This is a genomic window from Paracoccus sp. SM22M-07 (assembly GCF_001887735.1).
In the GTDB taxonomy this organism is placed as follows: Bacteria; Pseudomonadota; Alphaproteobacteria; order Rhodobacterales; family Rhodobacteraceae; genus Paracoccus.
The window spans coordinates 392,170-408,090 of sequence record NZ_JPKW01000001.1; the positions used below are offsets into that span (position 1 = coordinate 392,170).

A 15,921-nucleotide genomic window follows, 5' to 3' on the forward strand; every position below is an offset into this window, starting at 1 on the left:
GACAATATAGAGAATATTAGAGCCAGATTGGGCTTGGAATGTGCATTCAAATGATTTCTGATTAACCCGGTAAACGTTTTGCAATATTGGTTATCATGAAATATTTTATCAGCGCCATCGTCGACAGCCAAAGCGTGCCGCAGGTCCGCGATGTTTTCCTGCAGGCGACACGGGATGCGGGCTTTGATCACGCTGTCTATGCAGGACGTTTTTCACTCAGCCTGCCGCCTTCGATCCTGCGCGGCATTCCGGTCACATTCAACAACCTGCCCGCGGATCTGCTGGCACAAAGCAAAAGCCTCTATGGGGTCAATCGCGATGCCTGGGTCGAATGGGTCCTGCAAAACGACGGAGAGATCACCGCAACCCAGCTGATCGCAAAGGTGGGCGCCGAACGGACGCCGTCGCTGGCAATGGGCGCGCGTCATGGGCTGCATGCGGTCAAGCTGCTGAGCCTGCGCAAGATCGTCCTGCACAGTGTCGGCGCGGTCATGCTGATCCCCGGCCGGGACCGGACCGAGGATGATCTGGCGCGGCTCTGGTCCGAAAAGGCGTCCGACATGTGGCTGTTGGCGCGCATCGCCCATATGCGCATCGCCACCCTGCCCCGCGAACATGCCGCGACCAACCTGACGCCCCGCCAGCGCGAGGTTCTGGGCTGGCGGTCGGCAGGCAAGACCGTCAACGAGATCGGCACCATTCTTGGCATCACCGCGGCCACGGTCGAAAAGCACATGCGGCTGGCCCGCGAGGCACTTGGCGTGGACACCACCCCCCAGGCCGTGCTGAAGGCCCATGTGACCGACCAGCTGTTCCACCCGGCCTATCACCCGCTGACCCTGCACCTGCCTTAGTGCAGTAAGGGTTTCCACCGTTTCACATTGCGCATATTTCAGGTCACATCGGCCTGTTCCGTGAGTGGTGGCACCTTTGTGCCAGGAACAGGCGGCGTTCGACCTGGTTGCCTTGGTCGACGCCGCTCCAGAAACCCGGCCGCGATACAGTCCGGCGCGTCGATCCCTGCCACCACAGCTGTCCCAATGACAAATGCCGGCCCCAAAGGACCGGCATTCGTGTTTCAAACAGAAAGTGGGGATCAGGCGCCGCTGAGGGTCTTGGCGACCTCGGCTGCGAAATCCTCTTCCTTCTTCTCGATGCCTTCGCCGACGGCGACGCGGGCAAAGCCGGTGATCGTCGCGCCGGCTTCCTTGGCGGCTTCCGCCACGGTCAGGTCCGGGTTGATGACGAATTTCTGGCCGGTCAGCGTGACCTCTTCGAAGAACTTCTTCATGCGGCCTTCGATCATCTTCTCGATGACGGCCTCGGGCTTGCCGGATTCGCGTGCCTGCTCGGTCAGAACCTGCTTCTCACGCTCGACCAGGGCCTGGTCCAGATCGGCTTCACCCAGCGAAGCGGGCGAGGTTGCCGCGATGTGCATCGCGATCTGGCGACCGATCTCGTCGTTGCCGCCTTCCAGGCCGACCAGCACGCCGATCTTGCCCATGCCATCGGCGACGGCGTTATGGACGTAATGCACCACGCGGGGGGCGGTGACGACGACCATGCGGCGCAGGGTCATGTTCTCGCCGATCTTGGCGATCGCATCGGTCAGGATTTCAGAAACCGGCTTGCCGTCGATCTGCTCGTTCTGCAGGGCCTCGACCGTGTCCACGTTCAGCGCGGCATGCGCGATCTTGCGGACCATGGTCTGGAATTCTTCGTTCTTGCCGACGAAATCGGTTTCCGAGTTCACCTCGACGGCGACGCCCTTGCCATCCTTGACGGCGACGGCGACCAGGCCCTCGGCGGCAACGCGGCCCGATTTCTTGGCGGCCTTGGCCAGACCCTTGGTGCGCAGCCAGTCGATCGACGCCTGCATGTCGCCGTCGTTCTCGGTCAGCGCCTTCTTGGCGTCCATCATGCCTGCGCCCGTGGTTTCGCGCAGCTCTTTCACCATCGCAGCGGTGATTGCCATGTTCATCTCCTTGTGATCAACGCGTCAGGCGGGGCATATCCCCGCCTGACGACAATTCCATGAAATTGCGGATCCCTGCGGATCAGGCTTCGGCGGCTGCTTCGTCCAGCACTTCCTCGGGCGCATCTTCCAGCGAACCCAGATCGACGCCTGCGGCGCCCATCTGTGCCGACATGCCGTCCAAGGCTGCGCGGCTGACCAGGTCGCAATAAAGCGAGATGGCGCGTGCGGCGTCGTCGTTGCCCGGGATGATATAGTCCACGCCCTCGGGCGAGCAGTTGGTATCGACCACGGCGACGACCGGGATGCCAAGCTTCTTGGCTTCCAGGATGGCCAGGTCTTCCTTGTTGACGTCGATGACGAACAGCAGGTCGGGAAGGCCGCCCATGTCGCGGATGCCGCCCAGGCTGGCTTGCAGCTTGGTCTGCTCACGCTCGAGCTGCAGACGCTCTTTCTTGGTCAGGCCTTCGGCGCCGCCGCCCATGGTCTCGTCGATCGCCTTCAGGCGGTTGATCGACTGGCTCACGGTCTTCCAGTTGGTCAGCGTGCCGCCCAGCCAACGGTGGTTCATGTAGAACTGCGCCGATTTTTCGGCAGCTTCGGCGATCGACTTCTGTGCCTGGCGCTTGGTGCCGACGAACAGGACGCGGCCGCCTTTTGCGACGGTGTCACGGACGACCTGCAGGGCAGCGTCCAGCATCGGCAGCGTCTGCGTCAGGTCCAGGATGTGGATGCCGTTGCGGTCGCCATAGATGTATTCACCCATGCGGGGGTTCCAGCGCTGCGTCTGGTGACCATAGTGCACGCCAGCTTCAAGAAGCTGACGCAGCGAGAATTCGGGAAGCGCCATGAGGAGTTCCTTTCCGGTTTGCGCCTTGGCAGGGGATCAAGGGGCGGATGCCCCAACCGGTGGACCTTTGCGGATGTCCCCGCAACGGCCCGCCCCTGCCTGTGAAGTGAGCGCGCATTAGCCCTTGCCCCGCCCGATTGCAAGGGGATTCACGCCCGACGCTGTGGCTTCGGGGTCGATAGCGGTAACATCGTGGCGGGTCGGCCGTCTGTTTCGCTTGCATCACTGGGGCCGCGGGTTCAGGTTCGGGCGCAAATCAACAGACCCGAAGGTGCGCCATGACCCCCGAAATCCAGTCGCAGAAGACCCGTGCCCTGTGCCAGCTGGCCCCCGTCATCCCGGTCATCGTCATCAAGGACGCGGCCCATGCCGCCGATCTGGCCCGCGCCCTGGTCACCGGCGGCCTGCCCGTGCTGGAGGTGACGCTGCGCTCGGACGCCGCGCTGGATTCGATCCGCGCCATGAGCCGGATCGAGGGTGGCCATGTCGGCGCCGGCACCGTCCTGACCCCCGATGACGCCAAGCGCGCCAAGGATGCGGGCGCCAGCTTTGCCGTGTCGCCCGGCCTGACCGACCGCCTGATCCAGGCCTGCGCGGATCTGGACCTGCCGTTGCTGCCCGGCGCGGTGACCGCGTCCGAGGTGATGCGTGCATCCGACGCGGGCTTCGACATGCTGAAATTCTTCCCCGCCGAGGCCGTGGGCGGCGCACCGGCGCTGAAGTCGCTGGCCGGTCCCCTGCCCCGTGTCAGCTTCTGCCCCACGGGCGGCGTGTCGCCCCAGAATGCGGACAGCTATCTGTCGCTGCCCAATGTCATCTGCGTGGGCGGCAGCTGGATCGTGACCGATGCCGATGTCGCCGCGGGCAATTGGCAGGCGATCGAGGATCGCGCCCGCACCGCAGCCGCCCTTCCGCGCGGCTGACCGGGCCATGACCGACGCCCTGTCGCGCACCCGGCGCAACATCGTCATCCTGGTGGCGGCGCAGGCCATCCTGGGCGCGCAGATGTCGGTCATCTTCATCATCGGAGGGTTGGCGGGCCAAATTTTGGCCCCCAACCCCTGCCTGGCCACCCTGCCGCTGTCGATGATCATCCTCGGTTCGGCGCTGTCGGCACGACCGCTGGCGCGTTTCATGCAGATGCGCGGCAGGCGGGCGGGCTTTCTGCTGGCGGTCTGCGCGGGCGGGCTGGGGGCGGCCATCGCGGCGGCAGGGCTGTGGTCGGGGTCCTTCCTGCTGTTCATGGCGGGATCGCTGCTGACCGGCATCTATATGTCGGCGCAGGGCTTCTATCGCTTTGCCGTCACCGACACCGCCCCCGACGACCTGGCTCCGCGCGCGATCAGCTGGGTCATGGCGGGCGGGCTGGCCGCCGCCATCATCGGCCCCGCCATCGTTCGGATGACCAGCGACCTGACGGCCGTCCCCTTCCTGGCCAGCTATGTCGCCGTGATCGGGCTGAACCTGCTGGGACCGTTCCTGTTCGCCTTCCTGGACATTCCCACGCCCCCCGCGCCCAAGGCCGGTGACACATCGGGCCGCCCGATGGGCCAGATCCTGCGCAACCCGGTCATCATCGTCGCGATGATCTGCGGGATGGTGTCCTATGCGCTGATGAACCTGGTCATGACATCGACGCCGCTGGCGGTGGTGGGCTGCGGCTATGCCGCCACCGATGCCGCCAACATCGTCAGCGCCCATGTGCTGGCCATGTTCGCCCCCAGCTTCTTCACCGGCCACCTGATCGCCCGCTTTGGCGCCGAGCGGATCGTCGCCGTGGGCCTTGCCATCCTGGCGGCCGCAGGGGCCGTCGCCCTGTCGGGGGCCGAATTGCCGCAGTTCTTCGGGGCGCTGGTGCTGCTGGGGATCGGCTGGAATTTCGGCTATATCGGCGCGACGACCATGCTGACCCGCGCCCATACCGCCGCGGAACGGGGCCGCGTGCAGGGCATGAACGACCTGGTGGTCTTTGGCGGGGTCTTCGTCGCGTCGCTGTCGTCTGGCGGGCTGATGAACTGCGCCGGAGGTTCGGCCCAGGACGGGTGGAGCGCGGTGAACCTGGCCATGCTGCCCCTGCTGGCGCTGGCGGGCGCATCGCTGATCTGGCTGGCGCTGCGCGACCGCAACGCCTGAGGGCTTACAGCAACGTCTTCTGCTGCGGGTTTGCGGGCTTGGCGCGGCTTTTGGGACGGGCGGGCTTGCCCTCGGGGTGGACGGCCACGCGGCCATCGCTGAACTGGACCTCGAAGCGCGGCGTGGCCTGCGCCTGCCCCGCCGAGGTCAGCAGCCCGTCCGGACCATGCACCACCGCATAACCGCGCTTCAGCGTTTCCTCGTATCCCAAGGTCAGGCGCATGCGATCCAGCTGGCTCAGCGCATCGCGCCGCTGCGCCACACGGCCCTGCATGGCGCGATCCATCCGCCGGTGCAGTTCGGTCAGGCGGTCGGTCTGCTGGGCAATGGCGCGACGGGTCGTCGCCTCGACACGCTTCAGCGAATTTTCCAGCCGGTCCTGCAGCTGGTCCAGCCGGTCGCGCGGGCGCTCCAACCGGCGGCTGCGTGCGGTGGCAAGCCGCGTGCCAAGCCGGTCCATGTCATGGCGCTTGGTCGCGGTGAACTGGCGCAGGGTCGCCGCCGGCATGGGCCGCGATGCAAGGTGCTGACGCCGCGTGCGGACCAGGTTGCGCAGCGCCGGTTCCAGCCGGACCCCCCACAGGTCCAGCCGCTGGCGCGCCCCGTCGGTCAGCGCGGCGGGGCGGCCCATGGCGCGGGCCAGGTCGCGCAGGCGCTGGCGGGGCCGGTCGATGCCTTGGGCATTGGCCCGCAGCATGCGCAGCCCCGTTTCGGCCAGCCGCGCGGCCAGATCGGCGCGGACCGGCACGGCGATTTCCGCCGCCGCCGTCGGCGTCGGCGCCCGCCTGTCCGAGGCGAAATCGATCAGCGTCGTATCCGTTTCATGCCCCACCGCCGAAATCAGCGGGATCGCGCTGGCTGCCGCCGCCCGCACGACCGTTTCCTCGTTGAAGCCCCATAGGTCTTCCAGCGACCCACCGCCCCGCGCCACGATGATCAGGTCGGGGCGCGGCACCGGGCCGTCATGGCCAAGCGCGTTGAACCCTTCGATGGCGGCGGTGACCTGGGGCGCGCATTCCTTGCCTTGCACGGCCACGGGCCAGATCACCACGCGGGTCGGGAAACGTTCGCGCAACCGGTGCAGGATGTCGCGGATGACCGCCCCCGAGGGCGAGGTCACGACCCCGATCACCCGCGGCAGGAAGGGCAGCACGCGCTTGCGGTCCTGATCGAACAGACCTTCGGCCGCCAGCGCCTTGCGGCGCTGTTCCAGCATCGCCATCAGGGCGCCGATGCCCGCGGGCTCGATCTGGTCGACGATCATCTGGTATTTCGACTGGCCGGGGAAGGTCGTCAGGCGACCCGTCGCGATCACCTCCATGCCTTCCTCGGGGCGTTGGGCCAGCTTGGCGGCCTGCCCCTTCCAGGTCACGGCGGCCAGAACCGCGCGGTCATCCTTGAGGTCGAAATAGAGATGCCCCGAGGACGGTCGCGACACGCGCCCCACCTCGGCCCGGACGCGAACGCGCCCGAACTGGTCCTCGATGCTGCGTTTGACGGCACCAGACAGCTGCGACACGGTGAATTCATGCGCGTTGCTGCCGTGCTCCGGCTCGTCCTCGATCAGATCCATGCGGCTTGTTCCCCTTCGCGCGCCAGACTAGAACGCCGCAAGATCAAGCGAAAGGGCGGCAGATGAATATCCTGATCCTGGGCGGTGGCGGGCGTGAACATGCGCTGGCATGGGCCATCCGACAGAACCCGAAATGCGACCGGCTGATCGTCGCGCCGGGCAATGCGGGCATCGCCGAGCTGGCGGAATGCGCGGACCTGGACATCCAGTCGCGTGCCGAGGTGCTGGAATTCGCCGAAGGCAACGCCATCGATTTCATCGTCATCGGCCCCGAAGCCCCCCTGGCCGCAGGCGTGTCCGACGCGCTGCGCAACGCGGGCTTCCTGGTCTTCGGTCCCAGACAGGCCGCCGCCCAGCTGGAGGCATCCAAGACCTTCACCAAGGAAATCTGCGACGCCTGCGATGCCCCCACCGCCGCATGGGCGCGCTTTACCGATGGCGCGTCGGCGCGCGATTACGTCACGACCCAGGGCGCGCCCATCGTGGTCAAGGCCGACGGGCTGGCCGCCGGCAAGGGCGTCACCGTCGCCGAGACCGTGGAACAGGCCCATGCCGCCATCGACCTGATCTTCGAGGGCGAATTCGGCGAGATGTCCGTCGTCATCGAGGAATTCATGGCCGGCGAGGAAGCCAGCTTCTTCATCCTCAGCGACGGCACGAACTGCCTGCCCATCGGCACCGCCCAGGACCACAAGCGCGTCGGCGACGGCGACACCGGACCCAATACCGGCGGCATGGGCGCCTATAGCCCCGCCCCCATCCTGACCCAGGCCCTGCAGGATCAGGTGATGGAGCGGATCGTCCGCCCCACCATCGCCGAAATGGCGCGTCAGGACATGCCCTTCCAGGGCGTTCTCTACGCGGGCCTGATGATCCAGGACGGCCAGGCGCGGCTGGTGGAATACAATGTCCGCTTTGGCGATCCCGAATGCCAGGCGCTGATGATGCGGCTTGGCGGGCAGGTCCTGGACCTGCTGCTGGCCTGCGCCGAAAGCCGCCTGGACAGCGTCGCCGTCAACTGGGCCGATGATCACGCGCTGACGGTGGTGATGGCCGCCGAAGGCTATCCGGGCCGCTATGCCAAGGGGACGGTGATCGGCGGCCTGAAGGATCTGCCCCAGACCAGCTTCCAGATGACATTCCATGCCGGCACCGCCGAACAGGATGGACAGATCGTCGCCACGGGCGGGCGGGTTCTGGGCTGCACCGGGCGCGGGGCGACCCTGGCCGAGGCGCACGCCCGTGCCTATGCCCTTGTCGATGCCATCGACTGGCCGCAGGGCTTCTGCCGCCGCGACATCGGCTGGCGCGCGCTTTGAACGCAAAAAGGCCGGCGCAGGTCGCGCCGGCCCTTTCCCATCCGGACTACCGGATCAGCTGGTCTGGTAAAGACCTTCATAGATCGGCAGCAGGGTGTCGGTCTCGAACAGCGAGCTGACCGAGGTCCCGTTCCAGATGTTCAGGATGGCTTGGGTGAACATCGGCGCGGTCGGCACGATGCGGATGTTGGGCGCGTTGATCACCGCCTCGGTCGGCTGGATCGAATCCGTGATGACCAGCGATTTCATCACCGACTTGGCCACCCGTTCGACCGCGGGGCCCGACAGGACGCCATGGGTGATATAGGCATGCACCTCGGTCGCGCCATTGTCGGTCAGGACCTGCGCAGCCTTGCAGAGCGTGCCGGCCGTGTCGCAGATGTCGTCGACGATGATGCAGGCCTTGCCGGAAACATCGCCGATGACCTTCATCTCGGCCACTTCGCCCGCCTTTTCGCGACGCTTGTCGACGATGGCCAGGGGCGCGCCGATGCGGGTCGCCAGTTCACGCGCGCGCGCCACGCCGCCCACATCCGGCGACACGACCATCAGGTCGTTCATCCGCCCCTTGAAGTGATGCTGCACGTCCAGCGCAAAGACCGGCGCGGCATAGAGGTTGTCCACCGGAATGTCGAAGAAGCCCTGGATCTGGGCCGCATGCAGGTCCAGCGTCAGCACGCGGTCGACGCCGGCTTCGGTCAGCAGGTTCGCGACCAGCTTGGCGCTGATGGGGGTGCGGGCCTTGGCGCGGCGGTCCTGGCGGGCATAGCCGAAATAGGGGATCACGGCGGTGATGCGCGAGGCCGACGACCGGCGCAGCGCGTCGGTGATGACCAGCAGTTCCATCAGGTTGTCATTGGCCGGGTTCGATGTCGGCTGGATGACATACATGTCCTCGCCACGGACATTCTCATAGACTTCGACGAAGATCTCCTGATCGTTGAAACGTTCGACACGGGCATCCAGCAGGCTGACGCTCATGCCGCGATGCATGGACATGCGCCGCGCGATGGCCTTGGCCAGCGGTCGGTTCGAGTTGCCTGAGATCAGCTTGGGTTCGGTCATGACGGGCATGTGAGAATGGCCTTTGGCGGGTTGCGTCAGATTGCACCCGCCTTAGCACCGGGCTAGCCTGCGGGCAAACCTAGAAGGACGCGCCCATGCCGAATATCGATTATTATCTGGGGACGATCAGCCCCTGGTGCTATCTTGCCGGTGATCGTCTGGAACGGATCGCCGCCCGCCACGGCGCGACCATTACCTACAAGCCCCTGGACCTGATGCAGCTGTTCGACCGGACGGGCGGCCTGCCCCCGGCCAAGCGCCATCCCAGCCGGATCGAATACCGCAACCAGGAACTGCCCCGGTGGGCAGAGTATCTGGACATGCCGATCACGCTGAAACCGGCGCATTTCCCCACGAACATGGCGCCCTCCTCCTATGCGATCATCGCGGCGCAGGCGGCGGGCGGCGGCGATCTGGCGGGGCTGGTCCAAGGGTTCCTGCGGGCCTGCTGGGTGCAGGATCTGAACATCGCCGATGACGGGGTGATCCGCGACCTGCTGGAGGCCCACGGCTTCGACCCCAAGCTGGCCGATAGCGGACTGTTCACCGGGGCCGAAACCTATGGCCGCAACCTGGAACAGGCGGTGCAGGCCGGGGCCTTCGGCGCGCCCTTCTATATCGTCACCGACGATGATGCACGTTTCTGGGGACAGGACCGGCTGGACATGCTGGACCGCCATCTGGCCCGGTCATGAGCGGCCTTCACAAGCGCCATTGGGCGGGCGACCCGGACCGCCCGGCCCTGGCCCTGCACTGCATGATGGCCAGCGGCTCCTATTGGGGACCGATCGCGGCCGCCCTTGGCGGCACGGTCGATCTTCAGGGCTTCGACATGCCGGGCCACGGGCGCAGCGATGACTGGGCACCGCAAGCCGGCGATCCCGATTATCACACCGCCGTCACCCGCATCGCCGCCAGTTTCATCGACCGTCCGCTGGACCTGATCGGCCACAGCATAGGGGCGACCATCGCGCTGCGCATCGCCGTGGCCGCCCCCGAGGCGATCCGCAGCCTGACCCTGATCGAGCCGGTGCTGTTCGCCGCGGCACCCGACGCCGCCGAAGACGACCTGAACGCCCGCATGGAGGCGGCGCTGGATGCGGGCGACGATCTGGCGGCGGCCCAGGCGTTCCTGTCGGTCTGGGGCAACCAGGATGTCGCCGCCCTGCCCCCCGCGGCACAGGCTGCGCTGGTTCGTCAGATCCGGCTGGTCGTGGATACCGGACCGACGCTGCATCAGGACAGGGCCAATATCCTGCGCGACGGCGGCCTTGAGGCGATCGACGCGCCGGTGCTGCTGATTTCGGGTCAGGACAGCCCGCCGGTGATCGGCGCCATCGCCGATGCGCTGGCCGCGCGCCTGCCCGATGTCGGGCGCGCGCAGGTGCCGGGTGCGGGGCACATGCTGCCCATCACCCATCCCGATCAGGTCGCGGGGCTGATCGCGGTCAATCTGGACCGCGCCTGAGCGGAAAAGCCACCTGCGCGACCAAAAGGCGGATGATCAGAGAATGAAATCCTGATCATCCGGCAGCGCGCCGATGGCCATCCAGTGGACGCGCATCCGCGCCACCCGCGTATCACCCCAGGTGTGGAAGACCAGGTCGAACCCCGCCGAGGTCACATTGTCCACCAGCAGATCGCCGCGCTGGTTGGTCGAAACATCCAGATCCCACATGCCAAGCGACAGATGTACGACCGGCGGCTTCAGGAAACGTTCGGAAAACGCGACCCTCTGCCTGGCGGTGCGTTCGCCCTGTTCGGTCCACATCGGGCCCTGCGTGTCGAAATCGGTGACCAGCGTCAGTTCGCCCTGATCGATGCCGACCTCGTTTGCGGTGAATCTCTGCATTGTCGCAATTCCTCCTGCCACGCCCTTGATAGACGCGAGGCGGCGACAATGAAAAGCCCCGGCCTTTCGGACCGGGGCTTTCCCTGCACGTCATTCACGCAAGCGCGCGATCAATCCGGGACGGTGGACTGGTTCGGGTCCAGACCGACATGGGTGCCGATCGCCTGCATGTCGCCAAGCATCTTGACGGCTGCGGTGACGAATTCCTCACCGGCATGGTCGCGACGGTCTTGCGCGTTGCGATGGGCGCGATGGGCGTCCCGCATCATGTCGTTGAAGACCTCCTGCGTGATTTCCTCACGCGGGTGGCCCCGTTCCGCCAGCAGGCTGACGGAATCGGCATTGATCTCGGCAAAGCCGCCGGTGACGGCGAATTCGCTTTGCGATCCATCGGCACCGACAAGGATGACCATGCCGGGACGAAGGGTCACGATCGTCGGCGCGTGGCCGGGCATGGCGGTCAGATCGCCGTCATTGCCCGGCAGGCGCACCTCGCGCACGGGAACGGAAGCCAGGCTCCGCTCCGGCGACACGAGGTCGAACTGCATGGTATCGGCCATGATGCCCCCTTACGCGGCTTCGGCAGCCAGACGCTCGGCCTTGGCTTTCACGTCATCGATGTCGCCGACCATGTAGAAGGCCGATTCCGGCAGGTGATCATACTCACCGGCAACGACTGCCTTGAACGAGGCGATGGTCTTTTCCAGCGGAACCTGAACGCCGTCCGAGCCGGTGAAGACCTTGGCCACGTCGAAGGGCTGCGACAGGAAGCGCTGGATCTTGCGCGCACGGGTCACGGTCAGCTTGTCCTCTTCGGACAGTTCGTCCATGCCCAGAATCGCGATGATGTCCTGCAGCGACTTGTACTTCTGCAGGATGCCCTGCACGTCGCGCGCAACCTGGTAATGCTCTTCGCCGACGACACCCGGATCAAGGATACGGCTGTTCGAGTCGAGCGGGTCCACGGCCGGATAGATGCCCAGTTCCGAAATGGCGCGCGACAGAACGGTCGTGGCATCCAGGTGGGCAAAGGTCGTGGCAGGCGCCGGGTCGGTAAGGTCATCCGCGGGAACATAGACGGCCTGGATCGAGGTGATCGAGCCGTTCTTGGTCGAGGTGATGCGTTCCTGCATCGCGCCCATGTCGGTGGCCAGCGTCGGCTGGTAACCCACGGCGGACGGGATGCGGCCCAGCAGTGCCGACACTTCCGAACCGGCCTGGGTAAAGCGGAAGATGTTGTCCACGAAGAACAGAACGTCCGTGCCCGACGCGTCGCGGAACTGCTCGGCCAGGGTCAGGCCGGTCAGGGCGACGCGCATGCGCGCTCCCGGAGGCTCGTTCATCTGGCCATAGACCAAGGCCACTTTCGACTCGGCCAGGTTGTCCGGCTTGATGACGCCCGACTCCACCATCTCGTGGTAGAGGTCGTTGCCTTCACGGGTCCGTTCGCCGACGCCTGCGAACACGGAGTAACCCGAGTGCACCTTGGCGATGTTGTTGATCAGTTCCATGATCAGAACGGTCTTGCCGACGCCTGCGCCGCCGAACAGACCGATCTTGCCGCCCTTGGAATAGGGTGCCAGCAGGTCGATGACCTTGATGCCGGTGACCAGGATTTCCGAGCTGGTGGCCTGCGCCGCGAAATCGGGCGCGGGCTGGTGGATGGCACGGCTTTCGCTCGCGGCCAGTGCCTCGCCCTCGTCGACAGGCTCGCCGACGACGTTCAGGATGCGGCCCAGGGTGACGTCACCAACGGGGACGGTGATCGGACCGCCGGTGTCGGTGACGGGCTCGCCGCGGACCAGACCTTCGGTCGCGTCCATGGCGATGGTGCGGACGGTGTTTTCGCCCAGGTGCTGCGCGACTTCCAGAACCAGCTTCTTGCCGTTGTTGTCGGTCGTCAGCGCGTTCAGGATCGCGGGCAGGTGGTCTTCGAACTGCACGTCAACGACGGCGCCGATCACCTGCGTGATTTTACCAGTGGCCTCTGCCATGTTGTTACCTCTGCGTTACGGTCAAAGCGCCTCGGCGCCCGAAATGATTTCGATGAGTTCCTTGGTGATCGCGGCCTGCCGGGTCCGGTTGTACTCGGTCGTCAGTCGATCGATCATGTCGCCCGCGTTGCGCGTGGCGTTGTCCATGGCACTCATCCGCGCGCCCTGCTCGGACGCTGCATTTTCCAGAAGCGCCGCGAAGATCTGCGTCGCCACCGACCGCGGCAGAAGCTCGGCCAGCAGGGCCTCTTCTCCGGGCTCATAGTCGTAAAGCGCATTCGCGGCGGGGGCACTTTCGGGCGCCTCGGCCGGGATCACCCGCTTGGCGGTCGGGATCTGGCTGATCACCGATTCGAAGCGGTTGTAGAAGATCGTCGCCACGTCGAAATCGCCGCCGTCGAAACGCGACAGAACTTCGTCGGTGATCTGGCGCGCGTTCTCATAGCCGATGCGCTTGACCTCGGACAGGTCGACGTGATGCACGAACAGGCTGCCGTATTCACGCTTCAGCTGCTCGCGGCCCTTCTTGCCGACGGTCAGGATGGACACTTCCTTGCCCTGGCCCCGCAGACGTTCGGCATGCTGGCGGGCCAGCTTGACGATCGAACTGTTGAAGCCGCCGGCAAGGCCGCGTTCCGCCGTCATGACCACAAGCAGGTGGCGCTTGTCGTCACCCGTTCCGGCCAGCAGGCGCGGCGCGCCGGTCTGATCCGCGGCATTCGCGGTCAGTCCGGCCATGACTGCGGCCATGCGGTCGGCGTAGGGGCGGGCAGCCTCCGCGGCGTCCTGCGCACGGCGCAGTTTCGCTGCGGCGACCATCTGCATCGCCTTGGTGATCTTCCGCGTGTTCTTGACGCTTCCGATCCGGTTCTTGAGATCCTTGAGACTGGGCATCTATCCCCCCTCAGGCGCGCGTGCGGTTGTATTCGTCCAGCGCCGCCTTGATCGCATTTTCCAGGTCACCCGAGACCTTGCGGTCGTTGCGGGTCATGTCGTCCAGCAGGTCCGACTTCTGGCTGCGCAGGAACTGGAGCAGACCGTCTTCCCACGCGACGATTTCCTTAACCGGCACGCTGTCGATATAGCCCTTGGTGCCGGCATAAATCACGATGACGATCTCGGCGTTGGTCAGTGGCTTGTACTGGGGCTGCTTCATCAGCTCGGTCAGGCGGGCACCACGGTTCAGCAGGCGCTGAGTCGCGGCATCCAGGTCCGAACCGAACTGGGCGAAGGCCGCCATCTCGCGGTACTGCGCCAGTTCCAGCTTGACCGGACCTGCGACGGATTTCATCGCCTTGGTCTGGGCGGCCGAACCCACGCGGCTGACCGACAGACCGGTGTTCACGGCAGGACGGATGCCCTGGAAGAACAGGTCGGTTTCCAGGAAGATCTGGCCGTCGGTGATCGAGATCACGTTGGTCGGAATGAACGCCGACACATCGCCGCCCTGGGTTTCGATGATCGGCAGGGCCGTCAGCGAACCGGCACCGTATTCGTCGTTCAGTTTGGCCGAACGCTCCAGCAGGCGCGAGTGCAGGTAGAAGACGTCGCCCGGATAGGCTTCGCGTCCGGGCGGACGGCGCAGCAGCAGCGACATCTGGCGGTAAGCGACGGCCTGCTTGGACAGGTCATCATAGATGATCAGCGCGTCCATGCCGTTGTCGCGGAAATATTCGCCGATCGCCGTGCCCGAATAGGGGGCCAGGAACTGCATCGGCGCGGGGTCGGATGCGGTGGCCGCGACGATGGTCGTATAGGCCATGGCGCCGGTTTCTTCCAGCTTCTTCACCAGCTGCGCAACGGTCGAACGCTTCTGACCGACTGCGACATAGATGCAGTGCAGGGTCTTCATGCCTTCGGCTTCGCGGCCGTTGTAGTTCTGCTGGTTCAGGATCGTGTCCAGCGCGATGGCGGTCTTGCCGGTCTGGCGGTCGCCGATGATCAGCTCGCGCTGGCCACGACCGACGGGGATCATGGCGTCGACCGACTTCAGGCCGGTCGCCATCGGTTCGTGGACCGATTTGCGCGGCATGATGCCGGGCGCCTTGACGTCGGCCACGCGGCGCTCGGTCGCCTCGATCGGGCCCTTGCCGTCGATCGGGTTGCCAAGGCCGTCAACGACGCGGCCCAGAAGGCCCTTGCCGACGGGGACGTCCACGATCGAGCGCGTGCGCTTGACGGTGTCGCCTTCCTTGATCTGACGGTCGTCGCCGAAAATCACGACACCGACGTTGTCGGTCTCGAGGTTCAGCACCATGCCGCGGACGCCGCCCGGGAATTCGACCATCTCGCCGGCCTGGACCTTGTCCAGACCGTAGACACGGGCGATACCGTCGCCGACCGACAACACCTGGCCGACTTCAGCAACTTCGGAGTCCTGACCGAAATTCTTGATCTGCTCCTTGAGGATCGCCGAAATCTCGGCAGCCTGGATTCCCATTATCCGACCTCTTTCATGACATTCTGCAGGGAAGCGAGCTTCGAGCGGACCGAACTGTCGATCATCTTCGAGCCCAACTTGACAATCATGCCGCCGATGAGGGTCTCATCGACGCGCGTGTTCAGCTTGACCTTCTTGCCGGTCTTCTCGGCCAGGGTCGTCTTCAGACGCTCCAGCTGCGCATCGTCCAGCGCGACGGCGCTGGTGACGTCGGCCGTCATCTCTCCGCGATGCTCCGCAATCATCTGCGTCAGCGCGTGGATCAGTTGCGGCAGCACGAACAGACGACGGTTCGTCGCCATCAGCTGCAGCGTGTTCTTCAGGACCAAGGACAGGCCCATCTTGTCGGCGATGGCGACGATCGCCCGGACCTGCTGGTCGCGCGAATAGATCGGGCTGCCGATCAGATCGCGCAGCTCCGCGCTGTCGTTCAGCGCGGCATCCAGATCGGCGGTCTGCTGGGCCAGGGCATCCAGCCCCCCATCGTCCTTCGTAATTTCGAAGACGGCCTGCGCATAGCGTCCGGCGATGCTCTGGGACATGGAAACAGAGTTGGCCACGGTCATCCTTTACGTTTGCGCAAACCCCGTTGGCGGGCCGGATTTCCATCCGGTCTGTCACGGGGTGCGGGTCGCGGCGCACGGCTTATGGAGGGCCATGCGCAAATCTGGGCCGTCTCTAGCAGGTCGTTCGGTGCGCGGCAACCTTCAAGCTCACGCA

Annotated in this window: 16 protein-coding genes; 6 read left to right on the forward strand and 10 right to left on the reverse strand. The window is 65.5% G+C overall.

Annotated features, from left to right (window positions below; all coding sequences use genetic code 11):
• Positions 1 to 95 precede the first annotated feature (95 nt).
• Positions 96 to 854, forward strand: a complete 759-nt coding sequence (locus tag IE00_RS02025) for a helix-turn-helix transcriptional regulator (protein WP_139291276.1) — start codon at positions 96 to 98, stop codon at positions 852 to 854.
• Between the two features lie 242 nt (positions 855 to 1,096).
• Here IE00_RS02025 and tsf read toward each other — a convergent pair whose 3' ends face one another.
• Both tsf and rpsB read right to left on the reverse strand, forming a co-directional pair.
• Positions 1,097 to 1,975, reverse strand: a complete 879-nt coding sequence (gene tsf, locus IE00_RS02030; RefSeq protein WP_072295643.1) for a translation elongation factor Ts — start codon at positions 1,973 to 1,975, stop codon at positions 1,097 to 1,099.
• Positions 1,976 to 2,057: 82 nt separating this feature from the next.
• Positions 2,058 to 2,825, reverse strand: coding sequence for a 30S ribosomal protein S2 (gene rpsB / locus IE00_RS02035; RefSeq protein ID WP_072295370.1), 768 nt, complete (start codon positions 2,823 to 2,825; stop codon positions 2,058 to 2,060).
• A 278-nt stretch (positions 2,826 to 3,103) separates the two neighbouring features.
• Between rpsB and eda the strand changes: the two genes are divergently transcribed.
• Together eda and IE00_RS02045 are read left to right on the forward strand one after the other, a co-directional pair.
• A complete protein-coding gene (gene eda, locus IE00_RS02040; protein WP_072295371.1) occupies positions 3,104 to 3,748 on the forward strand; it encodes a bifunctional 4-hydroxy-2-oxoglutarate aldolase/2-dehydro-3-deoxy-phosphogluconate aldolase in 645 nt (214 codons plus the stop codon).
• 7 nt (positions 3,749 to 3,755) lie between these two features.
• Entirely contained in the window at positions 3,756 to 4,958 is a 1,203-nt protein-coding gene (locus IE00_RS02045) for an MFS transporter (protein ID WP_072295372.1), read from the forward strand.
• A gap of 4 nt (positions 4,959 to 4,962) precedes the next feature.
• On the opposite strand, the gene xseA is transcribed toward IE00_RS02045, so the two are convergent.
• On the reverse strand, positions 4,963 to 6,531 hold the full coding sequence (gene xseA, locus IE00_RS02050; protein ID WP_072295373.1) for an exodeoxyribonuclease VII large subunit: 1,569 nt from the start codon (positions 6,529 to 6,531) through the stop codon (positions 4,963 to 4,965).
• 62 nt (positions 6,532 to 6,593) lie between these two features.
• Between xseA and purD the strand changes: the two genes are divergently transcribed.
• Positions 6,594 to 7,850 carry a phosphoribosylamine--glycine ligase gene (gene purD, locus IE00_RS02055; RefSeq protein WP_072295374.1) on the forward strand — a complete coding sequence of 419 codons (1,257 nt, stop codon included), beginning with the start codon at positions 6,594 to 6,596 and terminating at the stop codon, positions 7,848 to 7,850.
• A 54-nt stretch (positions 7,851 to 7,904) separates the two neighbouring features.
• On the opposite strand, the gene IE00_RS02060 is transcribed toward purD, so the two are convergent.
• A complete protein-coding gene (locus IE00_RS02060) occupies positions 7,905 to 8,924 on the reverse strand; it encodes a ribose-phosphate pyrophosphokinase (RefSeq protein WP_072295375.1) in 1,020 nt (339 codons plus the stop codon).
• A gap of 86 nt (positions 8,925 to 9,010) precedes the next feature.
• Between IE00_RS02060 and IE00_RS02065 the strand changes: the two genes are divergently transcribed.
• Positions 9,011 to 9,610: a 2-hydroxychromene-2-carboxylate isomerase gene (locus tag IE00_RS02065; RefSeq protein WP_072295376.1), complete on the forward strand. Its 600-nt coding sequence runs from the start codon at positions 9,011 to 9,013 to the stop codon at positions 9,608 to 9,610.
• A complete protein-coding gene (locus tag IE00_RS02070; RefSeq protein ID WP_072295377.1) occupies positions 9,607 to 10,383 on the forward strand; it encodes an alpha/beta fold hydrolase in 777 nt (258 codons plus the stop codon). The genes IE00_RS02065 and IE00_RS02070 overlap by 4 nt, the downstream gene beginning before the upstream one ends.
• Positions 10,384 to 10,419: 36 nt before the next feature.
• Here the strand turns inward: IE00_RS02070 and IE00_RS02075 are convergent, their stop codons facing one another.
• The 6 genes from IE00_RS02075 to IE00_RS02100 form a co-directional block, all read right to left on the reverse strand.
• Positions 10,420 to 10,767, reverse strand: a complete 348-nt coding sequence (locus IE00_RS02075) for an H-type lectin domain-containing protein (RefSeq protein ID WP_072295378.1) — start codon at positions 10,765 to 10,767, stop codon at positions 10,420 to 10,422.
• Between the two features lie 110 nt (positions 10,768 to 10,877).
• Positions 10,878 to 11,327 (reverse strand): F0F1 ATP synthase subunit epsilon, encoded by a 450-nt coding sequence (locus IE00_RS02080; RefSeq protein WP_072295379.1) that lies wholly within the window; start codon positions 11,325 to 11,327, stop codon positions 10,878 to 10,880.
• Positions 11,328 to 11,336: 9 nt separating this feature from the next.
• Positions 11,337 to 12,761: a F0F1 ATP synthase subunit beta gene (gene atpD / locus IE00_RS02085; protein ID WP_072295380.1), complete on the reverse strand. Its 1,425-nt coding sequence runs from the start codon at positions 12,759 to 12,761 to the stop codon at positions 11,337 to 11,339.
• Between the two features lie 21 nt (positions 12,762 to 12,782).
• Positions 12,783 to 13,655 (reverse strand): F0F1 ATP synthase subunit gamma, encoded by an 873-nt coding sequence (locus IE00_RS02090; RefSeq protein ID WP_072295381.1) that lies wholly within the window; start codon positions 13,653 to 13,655, stop codon positions 12,783 to 12,785.
• Positions 13,656 to 13,665: 10 nt separating this feature from the next.
• Positions 13,666 to 15,201, reverse strand: coding sequence for a F0F1 ATP synthase subunit alpha (gene atpA / locus IE00_RS02095; protein WP_072295382.1), 1,536 nt, complete (start codon positions 15,199 to 15,201; stop codon positions 13,666 to 13,668).
• The gene (locus IE00_RS02100; protein ID WP_072295383.1) at positions 15,201 to 15,767 is read right to left on the reverse strand and encodes a F0F1 ATP synthase subunit delta; all 567 of its coding nucleotides are present in this window, start codon (positions 15,765 to 15,767) and stop codon (positions 15,201 to 15,203) included. Before IE00_RS02100 ends, atpA begins: the two co-directional genes overlap by 1 nt.
• Positions 15,768 to 15,921 lie beyond the last annotated feature (154 nt).